The organism is Streptomyces sp. 8L, assembly GCF_020176795.1.
Classification (GTDB): Bacteria; Actinomycetota; Actinomycetes; order Streptomycetales; family Streptomycetaceae; genus Streptomyces.
In genome coordinates this window covers 1-21,208 of record NZ_JAIUKE010000037.1, presented here as the reverse complement: position 1 = coordinate 21,208, position 21,208 = coordinate 1, and the positions used below count along the sequence as shown (strand labels likewise).

The 21,208-nt window shown below is 74.7% G+C and carries 21 protein-coding genes; 9 read left to right on the top strand and 12 right to left on the bottom strand.

What is annotated here, in order from left to right:
* Positions 1-566: 566 nt before the first annotated feature.
* Positions 567-1,016 (top strand): ATP-binding protein, encoded by a 450-nt coding sequence (locus LCE31_RS04960; protein WP_225012731.1) that lies wholly within the window; start codon positions 567-569, stop codon positions 1,014-1,016.
* Positions 1,017-1,195: 179 nt separating this feature from the next.
* Here LCE31_RS04960 and LCE31_RS04955 read toward each other — a convergent pair whose 3' ends face one another.
* From LCE31_RS04955 to LCE31_RS04900, 12 genes are all read right to left on the bottom strand, one after another.
* Positions 1,196-2,065 carry an ABC transporter substrate-binding protein gene (locus LCE31_RS04955; protein ID WP_225012730.1) on the bottom strand — a complete coding sequence of 290 codons (870 nt, stop codon included), beginning with the start codon at positions 2,063-2,065 and terminating at the stop codon, positions 1,196-1,198.
* 304 nt (positions 2,066-2,369) lie between these two features.
* Positions 2,370-2,798 (bottom strand): dihydroxyacetone kinase phosphoryl donor subunit DhaM, encoded by a 429-nt coding sequence (gene dhaM / locus LCE31_RS04950; protein WP_225012729.1) that lies wholly within the window; start codon positions 2,796-2,798, stop codon positions 2,370-2,372.
* Positions 2,795-3,424, bottom strand: a complete 630-nt coding sequence (dhaL, locus tag LCE31_RS04945) for a dihydroxyacetone kinase subunit DhaL (protein WP_225012728.1) — start codon at positions 3,422-3,424, stop codon at positions 2,795-2,797. The genes dhaM and dhaL overlap by 4 nt, the downstream gene beginning before the upstream one ends.
* 77 nt (positions 3,425-3,501) lie before the next feature.
* Positions 3,502-4,494 (bottom strand): dihydroxyacetone kinase subunit DhaK, encoded by a 993-nt coding sequence (gene dhaK / locus LCE31_RS04940; protein WP_225012727.1) that lies wholly within the window; start codon positions 4,492-4,494, stop codon positions 3,502-3,504.
* Positions 4,495-4,849: 355 nt separating this feature from the next.
* Entirely contained in the window at positions 4,850-6,352 is a 1,503-nt protein-coding gene (locus tag LCE31_RS04935) for a hydrogenase large subunit (RefSeq protein ID WP_225012726.1), read from the bottom strand.
* Between the two features lie 2 nt (positions 6,353-6,354).
* Complete coding sequence (locus tag LCE31_RS04930) at positions 6,355-7,848, bottom strand: proton-conducting transporter transmembrane domain-containing protein (RefSeq protein ID WP_225012725.1); 1,494 nt, start codon at positions 7,846-7,848, stop codon at positions 6,355-6,357.
* On the bottom strand, positions 7,848-8,507 hold the full coding sequence (locus LCE31_RS04925) for a hypothetical protein (protein ID WP_225012724.1): 660 nt from the start codon (positions 8,505-8,507) through the stop codon (positions 7,848-7,850). The genes LCE31_RS04930 and LCE31_RS04925 overlap by 1 nt, the downstream gene beginning before the upstream one ends.
* Before the next feature lie 8 nt (positions 8,508-8,515).
* Positions 8,516-9,469, bottom strand: coding sequence for a respiratory chain complex I subunit 1 family protein (locus tag LCE31_RS04920; RefSeq protein WP_225012723.1), 954 nt, complete (start codon positions 9,467-9,469; stop codon positions 8,516-8,518).
* Positions 9,466-11,484, bottom strand: coding sequence for a proton-conducting transporter transmembrane domain-containing protein (locus LCE31_RS04915; protein ID WP_225012722.1), 2,019 nt, complete (start codon positions 11,482-11,484; stop codon positions 9,466-9,468). Before LCE31_RS04915 ends, LCE31_RS04920 begins: the two co-directional genes overlap by 4 nt.
* On the bottom strand, positions 11,481-11,978 hold the full coding sequence (locus tag LCE31_RS04910; RefSeq protein ID WP_225012721.1) for an NADH-quinone oxidoreductase subunit B family protein: 498 nt from the start codon (positions 11,976-11,978) through the stop codon (positions 11,481-11,483). The genes LCE31_RS04915 and LCE31_RS04910 overlap by 4 nt, the downstream gene beginning before the upstream one ends.
* A gap of 58 nt (positions 11,979-12,036) precedes the next feature.
* The gene (locus tag LCE31_RS04905; protein WP_225012720.1) at positions 12,037-12,327 is read right to left on the bottom strand and encodes a hypothetical protein; all 291 of its coding nucleotides are present in this window, start codon (positions 12,325-12,327) and stop codon (positions 12,037-12,039) included.
* Positions 12,324-12,524, bottom strand: a complete 201-nt coding sequence (locus tag LCE31_RS04900; RefSeq protein ID WP_225012719.1) for a hypothetical protein — start codon at positions 12,522-12,524, stop codon at positions 12,324-12,326. Before LCE31_RS04900 ends, LCE31_RS04905 begins: the two co-directional genes overlap by 4 nt.
* Before the next feature lie 441 nt (positions 12,525-12,965).
* On the opposite strand from LCE31_RS04900, the gene LCE31_RS04895 reads away from it, so the two are divergent.
* The 8 genes from LCE31_RS04895 to LCE31_RS04860 all read left to right on the top strand — a co-directional run.
* On the top strand, positions 12,966-14,369 hold the full coding sequence (locus LCE31_RS04895) for an MSMEG_0569 family flavin-dependent oxidoreductase (RefSeq protein WP_225012718.1): 1,404 nt from the start codon (positions 12,966-12,968) through the stop codon (positions 14,367-14,369).
* 14 nt (positions 14,370-14,383) lie between these two features.
* Positions 14,384-15,199: an amidohydrolase family protein gene (locus LCE31_RS04890; protein WP_225012717.1), complete on the top strand. Its 816-nt coding sequence runs from the start codon at positions 14,384-14,386 to the stop codon at positions 15,197-15,199.
* Between the two features lie 106 nt (positions 15,200-15,305).
* Positions 15,306-15,827, top strand: coding sequence for an MSMEG_0572/Sll0783 family nitrogen starvation response protein (locus tag LCE31_RS04885; RefSeq protein WP_225012716.1), 522 nt, complete (start codon positions 15,306-15,308; stop codon positions 15,825-15,827).
* 10 nt (positions 15,828-15,837) lie between these two features.
* Positions 15,838-16,947 (top strand): MSMEG_0568 family radical SAM protein, encoded by a 1,110-nt coding sequence (locus LCE31_RS04880; protein ID WP_225012715.1) that lies wholly within the window; start codon positions 15,838-15,840, stop codon positions 16,945-16,947.
* Positions 16,948-16,953: 6 nt separating this feature from the next.
* Positions 16,954-18,432, top strand: a complete 1,479-nt coding sequence (locus LCE31_RS04875; RefSeq protein WP_225012714.1) for an MSMEG_0567/sll0787 family protein — start codon at positions 16,954-16,956, stop codon at positions 18,430-18,432.
* Entirely contained in the window at positions 18,429-19,289 is an 861-nt protein-coding gene (locus tag LCE31_RS04870; RefSeq protein WP_225012713.1) for a carbon-nitrogen hydrolase family protein, read from the top strand. Before LCE31_RS04875 ends, LCE31_RS04870 begins: the two co-directional genes overlap by 4 nt.
* Before the next feature lie 15 nt (positions 19,290-19,304).
* Positions 19,305-20,192, top strand: coding sequence for a carbon-nitrogen hydrolase family protein (locus LCE31_RS04865; RefSeq protein ID WP_225012712.1), 888 nt, complete (start codon positions 19,305-19,307; stop codon positions 20,190-20,192).
* Positions 20,189-21,208: MSMEG_0565 family glycosyltransferase (locus tag LCE31_RS04860; RefSeq protein ID WP_225012711.1), on the top strand; the 1,020-nt coding region annotated here is incomplete at its 3' end. The genes LCE31_RS04865 and LCE31_RS04860, both read left to right, overlap by 4 nt.

The window sequence follows — 21,208 nt, the reverse complement described above, 5'->3', positions numbered from 1 at the left end:
GGGGGGGGGGGGGCCGGGGGGCCCCCCCCCCCCCGGGGGGGCCGGGGCCCCCCCCCGGCCCCCCCCGGGCCCCCGGCGGCGCCGCGGCCCCGGCCCGGGGGGGGGGGGCCCGCCCCGGCCGTCGCGGCCGGGAGGAACGCGGAGCCGAGCACGGCGCCGGCGGCGGCAGCGGCGAACGCGCGGCGGCTCAGACGGGGAGATCCGTCCTCGTGGGAAGGGTCCTTCGGAGGTTGCTGCATGGGGGGATGGACCTCCTGGGCAGAGGGGAATGGGGGCGGGGCACCCCAAGAGCCCGTGAGAGCGCTCTCTGGGTAGGCAAGATGGTTCCCCCCGTGTCTCGTACGCGTCAAGACTTGTGCGTGAACGAGTGGTTCCCATGAACGGATTCGTCAACAAGTAGCGAGGGAATGGTGCCAGTTGGCCCCGCATGCGGGGCCTTGGGGCAGATGCCCGTTCGGCTTGTGACGTCAGGTGCCCGGCCCCTTGCCTGATTGACCCGGCGTCTGCGGGGAACCCTGTGAGCGGGGTTGCCGACCGCCCGTGCGGGGCGGAGAGGAGTGGTCCGGATGCACGCGAGCGGGCATACCCGCCGGGGGGCCGCACGTGTCACCTACAGTCTGCCCGGTTCGGACACGTCGCCGGGCTGGGCGCGCTATCTGACCGACGCCTACCTCACGCACGACCGCGTGGGCGGCATCGACCGCGACCAGATCGACGACGCCCGGATCGTCGTCTCCGAGCTCGTCACCAACGCCACCCGGCACGGCAGCGGCAACTGCCTCCTGCGCCTCACGGTGCGGCCGGGCCGTGTCACGGTCGAGGTGCACGACGACGGCCCGGCCCACCCCGTCCTGAGGCGGCTGCGGCCGGACGACCCGGCGCTGAGCCCCCAGCCGCCCGAGGCTCTGCCGGAGGGCGGGCGCGGCATCGCCATGGTGCGCGGGCTCTCCCGCCACCTCTCCGTCTGCGGGACGCCGAAGGACGGCAAGACCGTGCAGGCCGTCCTGTCGGGCTGAGCCCAGCCTCGGTGGGGCATATGCCTCGCTCCTGAGGACGGGGCGGGCCGGGTACGGGCGGTACGCCGCGAGGTGCGGTGTGCCGCGTGCGGCCCAGGGCAGGCGCCGCTCGGCCCCCCGACCGGCTCGTACCCCCGTGCTCGCACCCGGCCTTCAGATCTCATGCGTCGCGTCGCGGCTCACATGGCGTCGGCGACCGTGTCGAAGAACCGGGCGTGCGCGTGGTGGCTGGCCGGAGGCTCCGGATTCCACGGCAGCACCTGCGCCCGCTCCGTGATCTCCCGCCAGCCCGCGCTCCCGGCCAGCCGCTCGGGCGGTGCGGCGTTGGCGCGTACGTCCGCGAGGACGATGTCAGGGCGCTGCGCCGCGGCCTCGGCCCAGTCGACCGTGCGCCAGTTCCCGCCGCCCTCGCCCGCCGGGTCGGGCAGGCTCACACCCAGCTCGCTCAGGGCCCGCAGATCCGGCCAGGCCGCCGGGCGCGCCAGGTAGGCCGACTCCGGCCCCGCGGCCGACAGCGCGAGGACCCGGGGCCGCGCCGCGCGCGCGGCGAGCGTACGCAGCCGCTCCTCGGCCCGCGCCAGCTGCGCCTCGCCCTCCGCGCTCGCGTCCGGCCGTGCTCCGAGCGCACGCGCCAGCTCACCGAACCGCTCCCGCACTCCGGCGAGCGAACGCGACTTGCCCACGTCGAGCACCGCCACCGGCAGATGCTCCCCGAGGTGCTTGGCGGCGTCCGGGTCGAGCCCGTACACCTGGTCACCGCCGTACGTCACCGCGACCACCAGGTCCGGTGCGGCGGCGACCAGCTCGTCCGGGTCGACGCCGCTCCCGGCGCCGAAGGACCGTATCTCCCCGAGCGGCAGGCCGCCCGCCTTGGCCGGGTCCTGCGTGTCCCCGTCGTGGTGCGAGCCGAAGATCCCGGCGGGGCGCAGGCCGTGGTCCCACAGCGTCGCGCCCGCCTGGATGTAAGCGACGAGCCGCTCGGGGCGGCTCGGTGCGGTGACCCTCAGGCCTCGGTCGTCCGTGAAGTTCCAGGTGTGCTGCGCGTCCATGGTGGAAGATCGCCTCGATCCCGTCGGTCCGGTCCGTGCACGGCCCATCGCGTGCCTCTGGTTCCCTGCCCAACCGGGAGGGGACGGATACCGTCGGGATCGTGTGGAGAGCCTCAAAAGAGCCACGGGAACTGGACGTTCCGATTCCGTATGCCCTTTCCGGCCGCAGGCGGGCGGCGCGCACCGCCCGGTGACGGCACCGGGCAGCCGCCATCCCGCAGACGTGACCGCGCCGAACCCGCGTACCAGCACGGCGAAGAGGGCGCGGCGACACGGCCGCGCGCTCCCACTGGACCGAGGCGCGTTACTCCTTGTGGTACCCGTACGCCTCCGAAGCCGCCGCCACCACCGCGTCGAGATCCGCGCCCGCCGAAGCGGTCACCACCGCGGCGACCGCGCCCTCCACGAACGGCGCGTCCACCAGGCGTGAGTTCTCCGGCAGCTCGTCGCCGTCCGCGAGCAGGGTCTTCACGGTCAGGACCGCGCTGCCGAGGTCGACCAGCAGCGCCACCCCCGACCCGCCGTCCACCTCGGCCGCCGCCGCGGTGATGAGATCGGCGCTCGTACCGAGCCCGCCGTCCGGCGTACCGCCCGCCGCTGCCACCGGCGCCGTGTCGCCACCGCCCGCGAGCCCCTTCGCCAGCTCCGCGACGGCGGCGGCGACGGCGGCGCTGTGCGACACGAGGACTATGCCCACGCGGCCGGCCGCATCCCCCGCGCCCTCGGCGCTCACGCTCCGGCCTCCGCCGTCTCGGCGAGGGTCGTGACCAGCAGCGCGGCCGACGTGGCTCCCGGATCTTGATGCCCGACGCTGCGTTCGCCGAGATAGCTGGCCCTGCCCTTGCGGGCCTGGAGCGGCGTCGTCGCCTCCGCGCCCTCCGAGGCCGCGCGCGCGGCCTCCGCGTATCCCGTCGAGAGGGCCTCCACCGCGGGCTCCAGCGCGTCCAGCATCGTCTTGTCGCCGGCCTTGGCGCCGCCCAGCTGCGCCACCGCGGCGACGCCCGCGCCGAGAGCGTCGGCCAGGCCCGCCCTGTCCGTGCCGGCCGCGTCGCCCAGCGCCTTGCCCGTGCGTCGCAGGAGTGTCCCGTACAGCGGCCCCGACGCCCCGCCGACCGTCGAGATCAGCTGCCGCCCCGCGAGTGTCAGCACCGCGCCGGGCGTCGCCGGAACCTCCTTGGTCAGCACCTCCGCGACGGCACGGAAACCGCGCTGGAGGTTGCTGCCGTGGTCGGCGTCGCCTATCGCCGCGTCGAGGTCCGTCAGGTGCGCGGCGTCGCGCTCCACGGCGGCCGCGCAGGCTATGAGCCATCTGATGAAGAAGGCCGCGTCCAGGTCCGGCCCTGACTGTTGCTCTGCCACGTCATCTCCTCGCGCCCGTACCGTGTGCGTCCCGCACCGTTCCCGTACGCACCTGAGCCCCGCGGCCCCTTCGCACGTCAGCGGCCCCAGCGCAGGGCCGGCGTCTCCACCGGCGCGTCCCACAGGCGCAGCAGGTCCTCGTCCACCTCGCAGAGCGAGACCGAGCACCCTGCCATGTCCAGGGACGTCACATAGTTGCCGACGAGCGTACGGGCCACGGAGATGCCACGCTCACCCAGTACCCGCTGGACCTCGGCGTTGAATCCGTACAGCTCCAGCAGGGGAGTGGCGCCCATACCGTTGACCAGCGCGATCACCGGCCTGCTGGGCCTGAGATCGTCGAGGACGGCGGCCACGGCGAAGTCCGCGATCTCGCGCGACGTCATCATGGCGCGCCGCTCGCGGCCCGGCTCGCCGTGGATGCCGATGCCGAGCTCCAGCTCGCCCTCCGGCAGGTCGAAGGTCGGGCTGCCCTTGGAGGGCGTGCTGACGGCGGTCAGGGCCACGCCGAAGCTGCGCGACGACTCGTTGACCTGGCGGCCGATGGCCTCGACCCGCTCCAGCGGCATGCCCTCCTCGGCGGCGGCGCCCGCGAGCTTCTCCACGAACAGCGTGGCGCCGGTGCCGCGCCGGCCCGCGGTGAACAGGCTGTCGGTCACGGCGACGTCGTCGTTCACCAGGACCTTCGCGACCTGGATGCCCTCGTCCTCGGCCAGCTCGGCGGCCATGTCGAAATTGAGCACGTCGCCCGTGTAGTTCTTCACGATGAACAGCACCCCGGCCCCGCTGTCCACGGCCGCCGCCGCGCGCACCATCTGGTCCGGTACGGGGCTGGTGAACACCTCGCCGGGACAGGCGGCGGACAGCATGCCGGGTCCGACGAACCCGCCGTGCAGCGGTTCGTGTCCCGACCCGCCGCCGGACACGAGCCCGACCTTTCCCGCCACGGGCGCGTCGCGCCGGACGACGACGCGGTTGTCCACGTCGACGGAGAGGTCGGGATGGGCCGCGGCCATACCGCGCAAGGCGTCCGCGACAACGGTCTCCGGCACGTTGATGAGCATCTTCACGGGTACCTCCTGATGAGCCGCGGCAGGGGGACAACGACCTACGGAAGCAGTATCGTCCCTGCGGGGGTGGCGGTCACCTGGACGACAACCGGGACGGTGACCGGGAAACCCCCGCTCCGGCACCGACCGGGCCGTCCCCGGCCGCGCGTGCTGCGTGGATGTACGGCTCTGACCTGTGCGGACCCGCTGCCGGCCGGTTCCGGGCGCGGGACGGCCCCACGAAACGGCCCCACGAGGTCCCCGGAGGCCCCGTTCCTTGGCCGGACGCCTTTCCGGCCCTGTTTCCGGATGCCTTTCCGGCCCCGGGCAATGTGGTGCGAGCCGCTCACAGATCGTAACTGGGCGGAACGGCCCGTCACAGGTCGTTGCCGGCGTAGGAGAGGTTGAAGCTCTTGTTGGTGAGGGGGAAGTCGGGGACGATCGTGTCCGCCAACGCCACCGGCAGGGCGGGCCAGTTGAAGAACGACGGGTCGACCGGCCTGACGCGCGTCAGCCTTCCGTCCGGTCCGGTCTCCACGCGGGTGGCGATCGTGCCCCGCCACCCTTCCACGAGGCCCACGCCGGAGGCCGCGGCGCCCGTGGGCGGGGCGAGCGGCACGGTGGCGGCCCCGGGGCGCAGCCCCTCGGCCAGGTGGGTGGCGAGGGCGACGGACGCGGCCGCCTCGTCGGCCCGTACCCGGAAGCGTGCCAGCACGTCCCCGGTGAGGTGCACGGGCACGGACAGGGCGCCGCCGAGGTCGTAGAAGGGGTGCGTGAGGCGGGCGTCGGTGTCGAGGCCGCTGGCGCGCGCCACATAGCCGAGGCACCCCAGGTCGCCGGCCGCGGTGGGGGAGAGGCGCGCGGTGCCGGTGAAGCGGTCGCGCACCGTGGCGTGGCCGAGGGCGAGGGCGACGATCTCGGCGATGTCGGCGCCGATGGCTTCCAGGGCGGCCCGCTCGGGGACGTGCCGGATCACGGCTCCGCCGGGCACCACGCCGCCGCGCAGCAGCCGGTGCCCCGTCACGGCGTCGCCCAGGCGCAGGAGCTGTTCGCGGACCCGCAGCGCGTGGGCGTTGAGGATGCCGTGGCCGACATCGTTGCAGAGCGCGCCGAGGTCGGTGACGTGGTTGTACAGGCGCTCCAGTTCGAGCAGGAACGCCCGTGCGCGCTGGGCGGGTTCGGGGACATCCGTGCCGGTGGCCTCCTCGACGGCGAGGCAGTAGGCCAGCGCGTGGCCGACGGCGGTGTCGCCGCTCACGCGTTCGGCGAGGAGCAGGCCCTTCTCCGCGGTTCGGCCTTCGAACAGCTTCTCGACGCCCTTGTGGACGTACCACAGCCGTGCCTTGAGTTTGACGATGGTCTCGCCGACGACGGAGAAGCGGAAGTGGCCGGGTTCGATCAGCCCCGCGTGGACGGGCCCCACCGGGATCTCGTACACGCCGTCCCCCTCCACTTCGAGGAAGGGGAAGGGGCCCTCGGGCTCGGCGAAGGCGGGCGGGGGCGGCGCGTCGGGCCGCATCGGGTACCAGCCGCGCGGCCAGTGGTCGTGGCGGACGAGGCGACGGGGCAGCGGGTGGTCGGGCAGGGTCACGCCGTGCAGGTCGTGCATCTCCCGTTCGAAGCGGCCCGCGGGGAACGAGTGGCCGGCCAGGGTGGGGAGTTCGGGGTTGGCGGGGTCGAGCCTGACGTGCAGTTCCGTGCGGCTGCCCGTCGCGGCGTCGGTGAACAGGTGGACGACGCGCAGCGCGTCGGGGTCGTGGTGGGCGGCGGCCAGCGCGAGCCGGCTGCCCTGGTCCAGCAGTTCACCCGCCCGGAAGGCGAGCTCGTCGGCGCCGATGTCCTCGAAGGTGCGGATGCCCTGAAGGGGTGCGGGACGCATGCTCAATGGCCTCCGATGAGTGCCGCGGCGTGATGGAGGAGTCCGGTCAGCGGCCCCGTGGTGACGCCGAGGGCCGCGGCGGCGGCGAGGCCGCACACGAGGGGCGCCGCGGCGGCGGCCCCGACACGGGCGGGGATCGCGGGGGTGCCTGGTCCCTCGGGCAGCGCGCCGAGCACCATCCGGCCGGTGCGCAGCGCCAGCGCGGCGAACGCGACGAGGACGAGGAGCAGGGCCAGCGCGGTGGGCCAGGCCATGCCCGCGGCGAACCCGGCTCTGACGATGCCGAGTTCGGAGGCGAAAAGGCTGAACGGCGGCATCCCGAGCAGCGCGAGCACGGCGATGCCGAGCGCGGCCCCCGGCACCGGGGCGCGGGCGAGGAGCGCGCGCACCTGGGCGATGCGGGTGGTGCCGCGGAGCTGGAGGACGTGCCCGGCCGAGCAGAACGCGACGGACTTCGCGAGGCCGTGGCCCGCCATGTGCAGGAGGACGGCGGTGATCGCGAGGGGGCTGCCCACGGCGGTCCCGAGGGCGATCAGGCTCATGTGCTCCATGCTGGAGTAGGCGAGCATGCGCTTGTAGTTGCGCTGGGCCTGGAGGAGCCCGGCGGCGAGGGCCAGGGTGAGCAGTGCGGTGCCGCCCAGTACGACGCGGACGAAGCCGGTGCCGAGGGCGGCGTCCGCGATCACCTTGTAGCGCAGGACGGCCGAGAAGGCGACGGACAGCAGGACCCCCGACATGAGCGCGGAGACGGGGGCGGGCGCCTGGCTGTGCGCGTCCGGCAGCCACGCGTGCAGCGGCACCAGGCCCGCCTTGGTGCCGAAGCCGAGCAGGACGAGGCCGATCCCGAGGCGGGTGACGCCGGGGTCGAGCCCCCGGGCGTGGGCCGCCAGGGCGGGCCAGTCGAGCGCGGCGGACTCGGACAGACCCGCCTGCCGGGCCGCGTAGTAGATCAGGACCGTACCGAGCAGGGCCAGGGCGATCCCGGCGGAGCAGATCACGACGTACTTCCAGGCGGCCTCGACGGAGGCGCGGGTGCGGCGGTGGCCGACGAGGAACGCGGTGATGACGGTGGTGGCCTCGACCGCCACCCACAGGACGCCGAGGTTCTCCGCGAGGACGGCGGCGCTCATCGCGGCGAGGAAGAGGTGTACGAGCTGCCAGTAGCGGCGTACGTCGCCGTCCTCCGCGCGGCCCGCGGCGCGTTCGGCGGCGAGGTGGGGCGGGCTCGCGGCGCAGGCCAGGGTGGCGACGGCGCCGATCACCAGCAGCATCCACACACTGAGCGCGTCGGCGCGCAGCAGGTGCCCGTACGCGGTGACCGCGCCGTGCCCGGGCCGGGCCGCGAGAAGGACGCCGCAGGCCAGGACGGTCAGCGGCGAGGCGAGCCCCGCCCATCCCGTGACGCGGCCCCGCGACGGCATCAGGTGGGCGCCCGCGGTGAGCGCCGGCACCGCCACCGGGAGGGTGAGCAGCAGTTCCTCGATGGTGCGCGTCATCAGTCCCGCAGCTCCCGCAGGTCGTCGATGTCGGTGCCGCCGAACGCGAGGCGCATCCGGCCGGTGAGCAGGTGCAGGACGAGCACGGCGAGCAACAGGTCGAAGGAGATGCCGAGTTCGACGATGAGCGGCACCCCGGAGGTCGCCAGGAACGCGGTCATGGTGATGCCGTTGTCGAGACTGAGGAAGCCGACCGTCTGGGCGGCCGCCCGCCTGCGGGTGACCAGGGTGAAGAACCCGATCAGGACGACCGCGAGACCGACGGGCAGGGCCCTGGTCGCGGGCGTGGGAGCGAGTTCCACGAGGGGCCTCGCCGCCGCGTAGGCGAGCAGGGTGAGCGCGGCGGCGGCCAGCAGGGACGCCGCCACGTTCACCAGGGGCCTGCCCTCGCGGCGCTGCCCGTTCGCGGCGAGGGCGCGCCACAGCAGACGGGGCAGTACCACGGCGCGCAGCACACCGACACCGAGGGACACCACCACGAGGTCGGTGCGGTGCGCATGGGCGCCCAGCACCGTGCCCACCCCGGCGAGCGCCACGCCCTGGAGCGCGAACACCTTGACGATGGCGCCGAGTTGGCGGAACCACAGCACGAGGACTGCGGCCAGCAGGAAGCATCCGCAGCCCAGATCGAGGAGCTGGGTGTACAGGCCGGTGGGCACGGGGATGGTCACTCTCCGCTCAGGAAGTAGGACGCGGCGACCGCGAGGAGCGCGAGGAGGAAGGAGCCGGCGAGCAGTTCGGGGACGCGGAACAGCCGGACCTTCGCCCAGAACACCTCCACCGCGGCCAGCGCCCCGCCGAGCACGACGACCTTCACGGCGAACAGCGCGAGTCCGAGCGCGAGGGCGATCAGGCCGCTGCCGGTCGCGGTCCCCCAGGGGGCCGCCAGGGAGGCGAGGATGCCGAGGAGGACGGTGAGCCGCATCTGGGAGCCGAGTTCGACCAGCGCCAGGTCGGGGCCCGCGTACTCCAGCACCATCGCCTCGTGGACCATGGTCAGTTCGAGATGGGTGGAGGGGTTGTCCACGGGCAGCCGTCCGGCCTCGGCGAGCGTGACGACGGCCAGCGCCACCACGGCGAGCAGGCTGGCGGGCGAGGCGACGCCCGACGGGTCGTGGATGCGGCCGTCGACGATGCGGGCGAGGTTGGTGGAACCGGTGGTGACCGACAGGGCCAGCACCGAGAGCAGGATCGTCGGCTCGACGAGCGCGGCCACGGTCAACTCCCGCGACGCTCCCATGCCGCCGAACGCGGTCCCCGTGTCCAGGCCCGCCAGGGCGAGCGAGACCGTGCCGAGGGCCAGCAGCCCGACCACCACGAGCAGGTCGGCGCTGCCGCTCAGGGGCGTGGCCGTGGAAGCGAGGGGTACCAGCGCGGCGATCACGGCCGCCGTGGTCACCAGCAGCAGGGGCGCGGCCCGGAACGCGGGACCCGAGCCCTCCGCCGAGACCGGCTGCTTGCGCAGCAGCTTGCGCGCGTCCCGCCAGGGCTGGGTGACACCCGCCCCGGCCCGCCCCTCCATCAGGGCGCGCACCTGGCGCATCATGCCGGTCAGCAGCGGCGCGCCGACGACGACCAGGACGACCTGCCCGGCCACCGCCGCCCAGCCGGAGGCGTTCACCGCGCCACCGCCACGGCCGCCAGCAGGACCACGAGGCCCAGGAACCCGTATCCGAGGTAGACGTGGGCGCTGCCCGGGGCGAGCCGCCTGGCCCGCACCCCCAGCTGCCCCATCGCCGTGAACACCGGCGTGTAGAGACGGTGTTCGACGCGGTCGGTGACCCTGGTGGCGTAGCGGGCGCGCGCCACCAGGTACCGCGACTCCTTGACGTGGGTGATGTCGACGTCGTGCTCGGGGGCCAGCACATCGTCGAAGACTCGCTGGAGCGGCTCCGCGAACGAGGTGGCCGTGTACGCCATGCGGGGCGTGGGGGAGCCGCCGCCGCAGTCCCACACCGGCGCGGCCCTGCGGCGCCTGCGTCCCGCGAGCCGGGCGAGCGCCGACACCGCGAGGACGCCGGCCACGAGCGCGACAGCCAGCCACAGGGGGGAGAACAGGGCGGGAAAGTGCGCGAGGCGCAGCCGCAGCGCGTCGGGTGCGAACGCCCGGCCGCCCCTCAGCCCGGCCGCCGACGCGGCGCGCGCCAGTGCGCCGGCGAGGAGTTGGGGGACGAGGGCGAGCCCCACGCACCACACGCCGAGGACCGCCATCCCTGCGAGCATCGTCGGCGGTGCCTCCGCGGCCCGCCGGGGGCCCTCGCCGCCCGCCCGGGCGAAGAAGCCGACCCCCAGCGCCTTGACGAACACCGCGGCGGCGAGCCCCGCCGACAGGGCGACGGCGGCCACGGCGACCGGCAGGAGGACCGCGGTCGAAAGACCCGGCACGGCCAGGCCGTGGATCAGGGACTGGAACAGGAGCCACTCGCTGATGAAGCCGCCGCCCGGCGGCAGCGCCACCGCGCCCAGCGCCCCGAGCGCGAACAGCGCGGCCGTCACCGGCATCCGGGCGCGCAGCCCGCCCAGCAGGTCGAGGTCGCGCACCCCCGTCGACCGCAGCACACTGCCCGCCGCGCAGAACAACAGCGCCTTGAACGCGGAGTGGTTGACCACGTGCAGCAGGGCCGCCGTCAACGCCAGTACGGCGAGGGCGTGTTCGCCGCCCGTCTCGAAGAGGCCCGCCGCACCGGTGCCGACCAGGACCAGCCCCATGTTCTCGCCGGTCGAGTACGCCAGCAGCCGCTTGAGGTCATGGGCCACCGCGGCCTGGAGGATGCCGTACACCGCGGACAGCGCGCCCGCCGCCAAAGTGAGCAGCCACCACCAGCGGGGCCCGCCGCCCAGCAGGTCGAACCCCACGCGCACCAGGCCGTAGACGCCGAGGTTGACCATCGCCGCGCTCATCAGCGCGGAGACGTTGCTCGGCGCCTCGGGATGGGCGCGGGGCAGCCAGGCGTGCAGCGGCGCCATGCCCATCTTGGAACCGAACGCCGCCAGGGCGAGCACGAACACCGTGTCGCGGACGCCCGGTGGCATGCCCCCGGCGGCGGCGCGCAGCGCCGTGAAGCTCTCCCCGCCCGCGTGCGCGGCGAACAGCGACAGCGCCGCGAGCAGCGCCACCAGGCCGAGATGCGTCATCACCGCGTACCACAGTCCCGCGGAGGCGACCTCGGGGCGCTGCCGGTGCTCGGCCAGCACCAGCAGCAGCGAGCTGACCGCCATCACTTCCCACAGCGCGAGGAACGTCGAGACACCGGCCGCGGCGGGTACGAGCACCAGGGTGGCGGCGAACACCGGCAGCGCCGCCTGCGCCCCGCGCGTCTCGCCGCCGTGGCCCGCGTACCCGATCCCGTACAGCGAGACGGCGCACACGACGACCCCCGCCACCGCCATGAACAGGCCCGACAGGGCGTCCACACCGAGGCGCACCCCGACGGGCGGCAGTACGTCCGGCAGGAACAGGGCCCACCGGGCGCCGCCGAGCGCGGCGCCGCCCGCGACCGCGCCCGAGACGCCGACCAGCACGCCGCACCAGCCGACCGCCACCACCCGGGCCCGGCCCGGCAGGAACGCGCCCGCGAGCGCACCGGCGCCGGCCAGCGCCGCCCCCGCCCCGAGCACGGGACCGATCACACTCACCGGCCCGTCACCGTCCTGAGCGCCGTGACGATGTCCTCGGGCCGGGGCGGGCACCCGGGGACGTGTACATCGACCGGTACGACGTCCCCGACCGCGCCCTCGACCCCGTACGCTCCGGCGAACTCGCCCTGGTTCAGGGCGCAGTCGCCCAGTGCCACCACCAGGGCCGGCTGCGGCATCGCGGCGACCGTGCCCCGCAGCGCGTCGGCCATGTTGCGGGTCACGGGGCCGGTGACCAGGGCCAGGTCGGCGTGGCGCGGCGACGCGACCAGCCGTGCCCCGTACCGCTCGACGTCATAGACGGGGCCGAAGGCGTTCGCGATCTCGATCTCGCACCCGTTGCAGGACCCCGCGTCGACGCACCGTACCTGGGCCGACCCGCCCAGCTCCCGCGCCCGTTCGCGCACCGACGGGGGCAGCGCGTCGGCGGGCGGTCGGGGCGGCGCGGGCTCGGCCACCTTCCCGGTGGCACGGATCTTCCGCAAAAGCGACATGGCCGTCCTCAGATGCTCTGGTCTGGATCGTGCGGGGCTCGCGCGCCCCGACACCGCGTCAGTGTCCTGGTACCTCCGCGCGGTCCGCCCCGCGCGATGCGCCGAGCGGGTCCCGCAGCCCGGCCGGGACCCCGGTCCCTGTCCGGCGGTCGGCCCCCGACAGGCCCGCCACGTCCGGCCCCGCGAGCGCGCGCACCAGGGTGCCGCCCGCCCGCGACAGCTCGGGCGCCCGCGTGATCCGCACGGGACCCGGCATCCGGAAGGACTCCGCCGTGGCCTCGTGCAGCATCCGGAAGGACTCCGCCGTGGCCTCGTGCAGCGGGACCGAAACCGTCCTCGGCCCCTTCACCCGTCCACCTCGGAAACCGCCGTCAGGCCATCCCCGGGGACGTCGACGCCGTGCGTCCGGGCCGTCCGTGCGGCATCCGCCCGTTCGTCCGCCGCGGAACCCGTCCCGGAACCGTCCCGCACGGCCGGCGCGTCGCGCACCGGCTGCCGCCGCGCCGCACGCACCCGTGCCGCCACGGTCTCGGCGACCTCGTCCATGCCGGCCTCCCTGTCCGCCGTCCGCCGTGCGGACCCGATGGCCGCCGCGAAGCGGAACGCCCCGCACGGCCCGGGGCATCATGTCTCTGATTGAAGAATTTTTCAATTCCTCCATTGATGGTGCTATCACCCTATCGAGTGAACGGGGCGGACTGGCCCGTCGGTCGCGCGCCGCGGTCGACGGGCCGGAGGGCGCCGTCGGCGAGTTCCCGGCCGGTCCTCCTGGCTCCGGGGCACCGTTCGTGCCGCCGGGGTTGTGAGACGCGATGTCAGCACGGTGGAACACGGCCGTGACGCACCGCTCGCGACAGCAACGGCCCTTTATTCCGGAAGACCTCATTCCGAAACCTGTGCCCGGTGGAGTGGAGCCCGTAAGCGGTACCGAGGCCACCGGGACACCAGCCCGGCGGCCCGCCCCGGAATCCCGCCCGGAGGTGGCCCATGCCCGACTCCCCGACCACCGGCACACCCGCTGCCGGACTCCTGCCCGAACGGACACCGTCCGCCCCGGCGGCCCCCCTCGCACCGGCGCCCGGCTCCCACCACCCCGTCGCCGTCGTCGGCGGCGGGCAGGCGGGACTGTCGGTCAGCTACTGCCTGCGGGAACGCGGCATCGGCCATGTCGTCCTCGAGTCCCACCGCGTCGGTCACGAGTGGCGCGCCCGGCGCTGGGACACCTTCTGCCTCGTCACACCCAACTGGCAGTGCCGGCTGCCAGGCCACCCCTACCGCGGCGACGACCCCGACGGTTTCATGGTGCGCGAAGAGATCGTCCGCTACCTGGAGGACTACGCGGCCAGGTTCCAGCCGCCGGTCGCCGAGGGCGTACGCGTCACCAGGCTTCGCCGCGGCGACCGCGGGGTCTTCGAACTGCGCACCACCGCAGGCGACTTCACCGCGGACCAGGTCGTGGTGGCGACCGGCCCCTACCACCGCCCCGCCGTCCCGCGCCTCGCCGAGCGCTTCCCCGCGGCGGTGCACCAGCTGCACTCCTCCGGGTACCGCAACCCACGCGATCTGCCCGGCGGCGCCGTACTCGTGGTCGGCACCGGCCAGTCGGGTTGCCAGATAGCCGAGGACCTCCACCTCGCGGGCCGCGAGGTCCACCTCGCCGTCGGCAGCGCACCCCGCGTCGCCCGTACCTACCGTGGCCGCGACTGCGTCGCCTGGCTGGACGCCATGGGCCACTACGACAAGACCGTCGACTCCTTCCCCGACAGCGACGCCGTCCGGATGCGCGCCAACCACTACGTCACAGGGCGCGACGGCGGCCGTGACATCGACCTGCGCGCCTTCGCCCGCGACGGCATGCGGCTGTACGGGCGCCTCACCGGCGCCGACGGCCCCGCGCTCACCTTCGCCGACGACCTCGCGGCCCGCCTCGACCACGCCGACGCCGTCGCCGAGTCCATCAAGGACTCCATCGACGCCCACATCGGCAGGTACGGCATCGACGCCCCCGCCGAGCCCCGCTACCAACCGGTGTGGCGGCCCGCGCCGCCGGGAGACCCGTCCTGCCCGCACACCGCCCTCGACCTCGAACGCGCCGGGATCGGCACCGTCGTCTGGGCCACCGGCTTCACCCGCGACCACCGCTGGGTCGAGGCGCCCGTCTTCGACGGACGCGGCTACCCCATGCACCGGCGCGGCATCACCAGCCTGCCCGGCCTGTACTTCATCGGCCTCCCCTGGCAGCACACCTGGGGCTCAGGCCGGTTCGAGGCGGTCGGGCGGGACGCCGCCTTCCTCGCCGACCACATCGACGCCACCCGGCGCGTGGCCGACGTGTGCGGCGCGCTCACCGGCGCGCCCACCGCCCTGTCCGCCGCGCTCCCCGTCGGCTGAGAGGACACACCTCCATGGTCCACGACGCACACCGGCACATCGGCGTGCTGCCCGCCCATCCCTTCTACGGCGGCCCCGCCGTACGCCCCGACACCACCGCCCGCGCGACGGTCAGGGAACTCGTCGCCGATCTCGACCGGGAGGGCACGGAACGCGCCCTCGTGCTGCCCAACTACGGTGTGCCCGACCCCTCCGTCGCCTTCACCTTCAACGAACTCGCCCTGGAAGCAGCACAGTTCGACGACCGGCTGCGAGCCGCCCTGTGGGTGTCTCCCCGGCCCGAGGACGCGGAGCGCACCGAGCGGGCGCTCGCACTCGCAGGGGAGGACGGGGTGCGCGCGCTCAAGCTCAGCTTCCTGCTCGGCGGGCACCCCACGGACCCCGCCTGCCGCCCCCAGCTCGACCGGATCTTCGCCACCGCCGAGGCACACCGCCTCGTCGTCCACATCCACACATCGCCGGGCGCCGCCTCCGACATCGACCAGGTGGGGCGACTCGTGGAGTGGTACGCCGACCGGGTGCGCCTGCACCTCGTGCACTTCGGCGGCGGCATGAGCGGCCACATCAAACTCGCGGGCTCCCGCTTCTTCGAGTGGATAGACGCGGGCAAGCAGGTGTACACCGACCTGTCCTGGGCGATCGGCTTCGCCCCGTACTGGCTGGCCCGGGAGATCGAGCGCCGGGGGACCGGCCACGACCGGGTGCTCTTCGCGAGCGACCAGCCGTGGGGCGACTTCGCGGGCGAACACGCCCGCATGAGCGCCGCCGTGGGCGACGGCGAACTCGCCCGCCGCGTCTTCCGCACCACGTTCGCCGACCTCTACGACTGACCCCGGGGCAGCCCACAGGACCGGGAAGGCCCCCCGCAGCGACCGCACACCACACCACCGAACCGTCACACCTCACTCCGCCACACCTCACACCAAGGAGACCGTCATGTCCGAAACCGCCGAACTCACCGACGTGGAGCGCACGTCGCTCACCGAGATCGCCCACCCCGCCCTGCCGGAGGGCTCCACGATCTACGGCACCACCAAGGTCTTCCCGGACTACAAGGCCGAGGACGGCGAGACCTACTTCACCCTCGTGCACGGCATCGCCCACGAGTCGTCCGTCAGCTTCGTCGCCGTGCTCCAGGCCACGCGCGCCCTGCGCAAGGGCTTCGAGACCGCGATCTACTTCTACGGCCCCGGCTCGCTCAACTGCCTGGCCACCCGCGGCTTCCCGACCACGGGCAACTCCGCGTTCCCCGGCGAGCACAACATCAACAACCAGCTCAAGACCTTCATCGCCGAGGGCGGCAAGGTCTACTGCTGCCGCTTCGGCCTGTCCCTGCACGGCGCACGCGAGGAGGACCTCATCGAAGGAGTCATCCCCACCCACCCCCTCGACGTCCAGGACGCGCTGATCCACTACGCGCGCAAGGGCGCCATCATCAACTCGACCTACCAGCTGTAGGAGGCACCCGGTGAGCGCCGACACCGAAGCGGACCGCGAGGCCCCGAAGCACACGACTCCCGTGGACGTCCGCATCCTGACCCGCGCCGACCTCGCGCTGCGCGGGATCAGTACGGACACACCCCTGCGGCGTCCCGACGGAGCGGGGCCCAGCGACGACGGCCACGTGCGCGTCGACGGTCTCGGCGCCGCCCTGCCCATCGATCCGGCGAGTCCCTACGCCGTCCGGGACGGCAGGGTCTGGCTCGGCACGGACGACACCGGCCTGAGCCTGACCCCCGTCGGGCGGCCCCGGTTCTACGACCTCGAAACCGCCGACGGCGTTCCGTACGAGCACATCGCCCGCCTGCACGGCACCGACGTCCTCGCCACCACCGTCGTGCAGACCTGCGTGCGCTACGGCGAGAGCGACCGGTGCCGCTTCTGCACCATCGAGGAGTCCCTGCGGGCGGGCGCCACCGTGGCCGCCAAGACCCCCGCCCAGCTCGCGGAGGTCGCCGAGGCGGCCGTACGGCTCGACGGCGTCCGGCAGATGGTGATGACCACCGGCACCACCACGGGCCCCGACCGGGGCGCGCGCACCCTCGCCAGGTCGGTGCGGGCCGTCCTCGAAGCCGTGCCGGGACTGCCCGTACAGGTGCAGTGCGAACCGCCCGCGGATCTGCGCTGGATCACCGCACTGCACGACGCGGGCGCCGCCGCCATCGGCATCCACGTCGAATCCCTGGACCAGGCCGTCCGCCGGCGCTGGATGCCGGGGAAGGCGACCGTGCCGCTCGCCGCCTACGAGGAGGCATGGGACGAGGCGGTCCGTGTCTTCGGCCGCAACCGCGTCTCCACCTACCTCCTCGTCGGGCTCGGCGAGGACCCCGACGAACTGGTCGCGGGCGCGGCCCGCCTCATCGCGCGCGGCGTGTACCCGTTCGTCGTGCCCTTCCGCCCGATGCGCGGCACCCTGGCGGCACGTGACGGCGTCCCGGCGCCCTCCGCGGACCTGCTGGCCCGGGTCACCGCGGCCGTCGCCGCCGAACTGCGGGCCGCCGGCATGCGGGGCGCCGACCAGACGGCGGGCTGCGCCGCCTGCGGGGCCTGCGGCGTCCTGTCCACGGTGGGCGGGTGAGCCGGGGTGACCACCCTTGACGGCGGTCCGCCGCCCGTGCCCCCCGCCGCGCCGCCGCAGGACATCCTCGCCCTGCTCGGCGACCGCAGCACCCTGGCCGCACGGCGCGGCACACCACCCGCCTTCCGCATCGAGGAGGCCGCGGCCCCCGCCGCACTCGGCGCCTACCGGCGGCTGCGGCACGCCGTGTTCGTCACCGAGCAGGGCCTGTTCGAGCGGCACGACCGCGACGAGCACGACGACGACCCGCGCACCCTCAGCCTCGTCGCCCGCGACCCGTCGGGCGCGGTGGTCGGCGGCGTACGCCTCGGCCCCGCGCACGGCGGACCCGACATCGGCTGGTGGGCCGGCGGCAGGCTCGCCGTCCACCCCCGCGCCCGCCACCGAGGCGGCATCGGCGCCGCTCTCGTCCGGGCCGCCCGGGCCCGTGCCGAGCAGGCGGGCGCGCTGCGCTTCGACGCGACCGTCCAGGCCGCCAACGAGGCGCTGTTCACCCGCCTGGGATGGCACCCCGTGCGCCCGGTGACGGTCGCGGGCCGCCCGCACATCCTGATGCGCCACCCCGTGCGCCGTATCCAGGCACTCGCCACCGCGACCAAGGGCCCGCTGGGAGACCTGTTGTCCGTACTGGCCGCCGGCACGGCGCCCGGGACCCTCGGCGGCCCCGGGTACGTGGGTGACGACGGCGCGCCCGTACCGGGTGACGGCGGTCTCGTCGCCGCCTGCGACGCCATCCTGCCCTCCCTGGCCGAACGCGACCCCGACTGGGCGGGCTGGTGCGCCGTCCTCGTCAACCTCAACGACCTGGCGGCGATGGGCGCCCGGCCCGCCGGGCTCCTCGACGCCGTGGCCGCGCGGGACCTGCCGCAGGCCCGCGCCCTGCTGGGCGGACTCGCCCGCGCCGCGGCCGCCTACGGCGTGCCCGTGCTCGGCGGCCACACCCAGCTCGGCGTACCCGCCGCGCTCAGCGTCACCGCGCTGGGCCGTACGCACCACCCCGTGCCGGGCGGCGGCGGGCGCCCCGGCCACCGCGTCCGCCTCACCGCGGACCTCGGCGGCGGCTGGCGCCCCGGCCACCACGGCCGCCAGTGGGACTCCACGACCCGCCGCACCACCACCGAACTGACGGCCATGCTCGGCGCGGTGGCCGCCGTCAGGCCCGCCGCGGCCAAGGACGTCTCCATGGCCGGAGTCGTCGGCACCCTCGGCATGCTCGCCGAGGCAGGCGGCTGCCGCGCCGTGCTCGACGTCGCCGCCGTGCCCCGGCCACGCGGCACGACGGCCGGGGACTGGCTCACCTGCTTCCCCGGGTACGCGATGCTCACCACCGACCCGGAAGCCCGCTCCCGGGCCCTGCCCGCGGGGCCCGCGACGAGCGCCGAGTGCGGCGAGCTGACCAGCGGGCACGGCGTCGGACTGCGCTGGCCCGACGGAGAGATCACCGAAGCCGTCACCGCAGCGGTGACCGGAATGGGGACCGCATGACCACACTGCGCATGGCGGCGTCCGCCGCCGCGTTCGGACGCGACCTGGAGGCCGACTTCGCCACCGTGGCCGCCGTCATCGCCGAGGCGCGCGAGCGCGGCGTACGGCTGCTCGCCCTGCCCGAGGCGTGCCTCGGCGGCTACCTGCTCAGCCTGGACACGCCGGACGGCGCGGGTGACGCCGGGCCGCCGCCGCTCGACCGGGACGGGCCCGAGATCCGGCGCCTCGCCGCGCTCGCCCGCGAGATGACCGTGATCGCCGGATACTGCGAGGCCGACGGCGGGCAGCGCTACAACAGCGCCGTGTGCGTCACCGGCGACGGCGTACTGGCCAACCACCGCAAGGTGCACCAGCCGCTCGGCGAGAACGCCTCCTACGCGTCGGGCGACCGCTTCGACGCCTTCGACACCCCGGTCGGCCGGATCGGCATGATGATCTGCTACGACAAGGCGTTCCCCGAGGCCGCCCGCGCCCTCGCCCTGGACGGAGCGCGCGTCGGCGTCTGCGTGTCGGCCTGGCCCGGCGCCAGGACGCGCCCGGCCGCCGACCTCGCCCAGGACCGGTGGAAGCGCCGCTTCGACCTGTTCGACCGGGCGCGCGCCCTGGAGAACCAGATGGTGTGGCTGTCCGCCAACCAGTCGGGAACCTTCGGATCGTTGCGCTTCGTGGCGGGCGCCAAGGTCGTCGACCCGGGCGGTGACATCCTCGCCGACACCGGGATACGCGAAGGACTCGCCGTCGCCGAACTCGACGTCGACGAGGCCCTCACCACGGCCCGCCGTGCCATGGGCCACCTGCGCGACCGGCGGCCCGACGCCTACCGGGTCCCGACGACGCCCGCGCCCGCCGGCGCCTGAGCCGGAGGCGCCCCCATGGACACCAGAGCCGCCCCCGGCCGCGCACCACGCGCCCGGAGAACGCCCGGCACCGTACGGATCGCCGCGGCGGCCGCCCACTTCGGCCGCGACCTCGACTTCGACCTCGCGCGTATCGCGAAGATCGTCTCCGACGCGCGCGAGTGCGGCGCGGCACTCCTCGTCCTGCCGGACGCGGCACTCGGCGGCTACCTCGCCGACCTGCGCAGCCCCGACCCGGACGCACTGCCGGAGGCACTCGGGCCCGACGACCCGCTCATCCGCGAAGTCGCCCGGCTGGCACGGGAGATGGTGGTGTGCGTCGGCTACTGCGAAGCGGCGGGCGCGGCCCGCCACAACGCCGCCGTGTGCGTCAGCGGCGACGGTGTGCTCGGCCGCCACCGCAAGGTCCACCTCCCGGCGGGGGAGACCGCCGCCTACACGCCGGGCGACCGGTTCGAGGCGTTCGACACCCCCGTCGGACGCATGGGCATGCTCATCGACTACGACAAGACGTTCCCGGAGTCGGCCCGCAGCCTCGCCCTCGACGGCGCCACCGTCGTCGCCTGCCTCTCCGCCTGGCCCACGAGCCTCACCAACCGGGCGCCGCGCCTCGCCCAGGACCGGCAGGCCCGCCTCTTCGACCTCTACGACCAGGCCCGTGCTGCGGAGAACCAGGTCGTCCTCGCCTCCGCCAACCAGACCGGCGCCATGGGAGGCATGCGCTTCCTCGGCCAGGCCAAGGTCGTCGGGCCCGGCGGGGACATCCTCGCCCGCACCTGGTCCAAGGCCGGCCTCGCCGTTGCCGAACTCGACGTGGCCGCCGAGATCGACCGCGCCCGCCGCATCCTCAGCCACGTCGACGAGTTGCGTCCCGCCGCCTACCTCACCGGACGGCCCGTATGAGGGTGGCCCTGCTCAGCTACTCCACCAAGCCGCGCGGCGGCGTCGTGCACACCCTCGCGCTCGCCGAGGCGCTCGCCCGCACCGGACAGGACGTCACGGTGTGGACGCTCGGCCGCGACGGCGACCACGGCTTCCACCGGCCCGTCGACCCGGCGGTGCGGACCCGTGTCGTGCCCTTCGCGCCCGGGGCCGCGGACGAGACCGTGGGGCAGCGGGTGCTGCGCTCCATCGACACCCTGCGCGACGCGTTCACACCGCACGCCCGCGACTACGACATCGTCCACGCGCAGGACTGCATCAGCGCCAACGCGGCCGGCCGGTGCGTCCGCACCGTGCACCACATCGACCACTTCACCACACCCGAACTCGCCGCCTGCCACGAGCGCGCCCTCACCGAGCCGTACGCGCACATCTGTGTCTCCGGGTCCGTCGCCCGCGAACTCCACGAGGGGTGGGGCCTCGCGGCCACCGTCATCCCCAACGGCGTCGCGTACGAGCGCTTCGCCACCACCGACCCGGCCGCCCGAAGCCGCCTGCGCGCACGCCTCGGCCGCTACGTCCTCACCGTCGGCGGCATCGAACCCCGCAAGGGCTCGCTGGACCTCCTGGAGGCGTACGCGCTGCTGCTCGATGACCATCCCTCGGTGCGCCTGGTCATCGCGGGCGGCGAGACGCTGTTCGACTACCGGGACTACCGGAAACGATGGGAGGAACGGGCCCGCGAACTGGGCGTCGAGCCCGTCGTCCTCGGTACGGTGCCCGAGGACGAACTGCCGCCGCTGGTGGCGGCGGCCGAGGCGTTCGCCTTCCCGTCCCTCAAGGAGGGCTTCGGGCTCGCCGCGATGGAGGCGCTGGCCGCGGGCGTGCCCCTGACGGTGCGCGACCTGCCCGTCCTGCGTGAGGTGTTCGGCGGCGCGGGCCGCGCCGCCGCCCCCCCCCCCCCCGGGGGCCCGGGGCGGGGCCCCCCCGGGGGGGGCCCCGCCCCCCCCCCCGGGCCGCCCCCCCCCCCCCCCCCC

Excerpts from the sequence above, each read along its gene's own strand:
- LCE31_RS04960 (WP_225012731.1), top strand. The coding sequence starts at position 567 with ATGCACGCGAGCGGGCATACCCGCCGGGGGGCCGCACGTGTCACCTAC.
- LCE31_RS04955 (WP_225012730.1), bottom strand. The coding sequence starts at position 2,065 with ATGGACGCGCAGCACACCTGGAACTTCACGGACGACCGAGGCCTGAGG.
- LCE31_RS04935 (WP_225012726.1), bottom strand. The coding sequence starts at position 6,352 with ATGCGTCCCGCACCCCTTCAGGGCATCCGCACCTTCGAGGACATCGGC.
- LCE31_RS04930 (WP_225012725.1), bottom strand. The coding sequence starts at position 7,848 with ATGACGCGCACCATCGAGGAACTGCTGCTCACCCTCCCGGTGGCGGTG.
- LCE31_RS04910 (WP_225012721.1), bottom strand. The coding sequence starts at position 11,978 with ATGTCGCTTTTGCGGAAGATCCGTGCCACCGGGAAGGTGGCCGAGCCC.
- LCE31_RS04900 (WP_225012719.1), bottom strand. The coding sequence starts at position 12,524 with ATGGACGAGGTCGCCGAGACCGTGGCGGCACGGGTGCGTGCGGCGCGG.
- LCE31_RS04895 (WP_225012718.1), top strand. The coding sequence starts at position 12,966 with ATGCCCGACTCCCCGACCACCGGCACACCCGCTGCCGGACTCCTGCCC.
- LCE31_RS04890 (WP_225012717.1), top strand. The coding sequence starts at position 14,384 with ATGGTCCACGACGCACACCGGCACATCGGCGTGCTGCCCGCCCATCCC.
- LCE31_RS04885 (WP_225012716.1), top strand. The coding sequence starts at position 15,306 with ATGTCCGAAACCGCCGAACTCACCGACGTGGAGCGCACGTCGCTCACC.
- LCE31_RS04870 (WP_225012713.1), top strand. The coding sequence starts at position 18,429 with ATGACCACACTGCGCATGGCGGCGTCCGCCGCCGCGTTCGGACGCGAC.
- LCE31_RS04865 (WP_225012712.1), top strand. The coding sequence starts at position 19,305 with ATGGACACCAGAGCCGCCCCCGGCCGCGCACCACGCGCCCGGAGAACG.